A 2,376-nucleotide genomic window follows, 5' to 3' on the forward strand; every position below is an offset into this window, starting at 1 on the left:
GTCAGGTCGAACGGCGGCGTGAACAGCAGCGCCAGCCGATCCCGCGGGCGGATCAGCTCGCGTTCGACCGCCGCCATGGCTCGGGCGGCGCGCCCTGGGTCAGCCGCGCCCGAGAGTACCGCCCACGATTGCGCGATAGAATCGATCCGGCACTCCTCGCTCGCCGCCGACCCGAGCGGCGTGCCGTCGTCGAAGTAGCCGCGCCGGTACCATTCGCCGTCCCATGCCTCGCGCTCCAGCGCGGCCTGCAGAACCAGGGCATGGGTGCGCCATGCGTCCGCGCGCAGCCGCTCGCCGCGCGCTTCGGCGACCGGTGCGAACGCAGTCAGGGTCGCGTGAAGGAGCCAACCCAGCCAGACGCTCTCGCCGTCCCCCAGTTCGCCGACGCGGTTCATGCCGTCGTTCCAGTCGCCCGTGCCGATCAGCGGCAGCCCGTGGCCACCAAGTGCCAGGCTGCAGTCGAGACCACGCGCACAGTGCTCGAACAGAGGCCCGGTCTCGTCCGATACCGTCGGTTGAAAGAAGCTCTCATGCTCATCAGCCGCGAGCCACTGGCCTTCGATGAAAGGAACCTGCTCGTCCAGAACGGCGGCATCTCCCGTCACATCGACGTAATGCGCTGCGGCGTAGGCGAGCCAGACCCGGTCGTCGGAGATCCGCGTGCGCACGCCCTGACCGGAATGCGGCAGCCACCAGTGCTGGACGTCACCCTCGACGAACTGCCGCGACGCTGCCCGGAGCAGATGCTCGCGCGTCAGCGACGGGCGCACGGAGGCGAGCGCCATGCCATCCTGAAGCTGGTCGCGGAACCCGTAGGCACCGCTCGCCTGGTAGAAGGCCGAGCGGGCCCAGACACGGCATGCCAGCGTCTGGTACAGGAGCCAGCCGTTCAGCATGATGTCCATCGCCCGGTCCGGCGTACGCACCTGGACCGCGCCGAGCACCTCGTCCCAGTGCCGGTCGACCGCTTGGCGAACGCCGTCGAGATCGGCGGTCCGGTAACGCTCGACCAGGGTGCGCGCGGCGTCCGCATCGGCGGCGTCGCCGAGAAGCATCACCACTTCGACGCTCCCGTTCGGGGGCAACTCCACCGTGGTGCGTAGCGCGGCACAGGGATCGAGACCGGCGCCGACGGACTTGGAGAGGGGCGCGCCGCCAGCGAGCGCCGCCGGGCTTGCCAGCGTTCCGTTCCGGCCGATGAATTCCTGCCGATCGCCCGTCCAGTCCGTCTGACGCCCGGCGAGATCGGCGAAAGCGACCCGCGAGGCGAAGGCCTGGCTCCATGGATTGCGCGCGAACATCGCACCGGTTTCGCCATCGATCTCGGTCGTCACGAACGGTGACGAGGCGGACCGCGACTGGCCGAGGACCCAGTCCGCATAGGCGATCACCGACACGCGCCGGGACCGGCCCGAGACGTTGCGGAGGGTAAGGCGGGAAATCTTGATGGGATCGGCGATCGGCACGTACTGGAGCAGATCACTCGCAATGCCGTACTCGATGTGCTGGAAGCGGCTGTAGCCGCGCCCGTGACGGGCGAAAAAGGTTGCCTGATCGTTGCGGCATGGCAGCGCGGTGGGGCTCCACAGCGCACCGGTGTCCGTATCCCGCAGATAGAAGGCCTCGCCCGGACGATCGGTCGCAGGGTCGTTCGACCAGGGCGTGAGCTGGTGCTCGCGGCTGTTGACCGACCAAGTGTAGCCGCTGCCCTCGGCCGAGACGTGAAAGCCGAAGCCAGAGTTGGCGACGACGTTGATCCAGGGTGCGGGCGTTGACTGGCCGGGACCGAGCACCGTCACGTACTCGCGCCCGCCTTCGGCAAAGCCGCCGAGTCCGTTGAAGAACTCGAGCGCCGGCAGCGATGGCACGCCCCGCGTGCCCGCCGCGGCAGTTTGGGGCCTGCGGGTGCGGCCTCGATGCGCATTCGGAGCCGCCGCACGATCGAGCTGATCGGCAAGCCGCCCGCGCCGTCCGATCAGCACGACCCGCGCTGCCGACGCCAGCAGGGCCCGCGTCTCCGCGGCGATCAGATCTGCCCGCACCACGAAGACACGGCCGGGCTGCGCATCCGCGGCGGGCTGGGTCCGTGCCTCGCTCGTGCGGGCTAATGTCTCGAGGCCGATCTGGAGGTCCTGGACATAGGAGGATGTCCGCTCGTTCAGAATCACAAGATCGACGGCGAGCTGCTTCATCCGCCAGTAGGCGTGCGCACGCACGAGCTGCCGGGCGACGTCGATGTTCTCGATGTCATGCATGCGCAGAAGCACGATCGGCAGATCCCCGGAGATGCCGAGCGCCCAGAGTCCCGGCTGCGCTCCGCCGCCGCGCCGGATCGCCTCCGAGGGCGGCCGCAGGGTCGGGGCAGGGTAGAGCACA

1 protein-coding gene is annotated in these 2,376 nt (G+C 69.3%); it reads right to left on the bottom strand.

The window, feature by feature from the left end:
• On the bottom strand, window positions 1-2,376 hold a 2,376-nt coding region (locus ACTIFU_RS23415; protein WP_439580738.1), incomplete at both ends, for a GH36-type glycosyl hydrolase domain-containing protein.

The sequence above is a fragment of the Elioraea sp. genome (assembly GCF_051860475.1).
In the GTDB taxonomy this organism is placed as follows: Bacteria; Pseudomonadota; Alphaproteobacteria; order Acetobacterales; family Acetobacteraceae; genus Elioraea.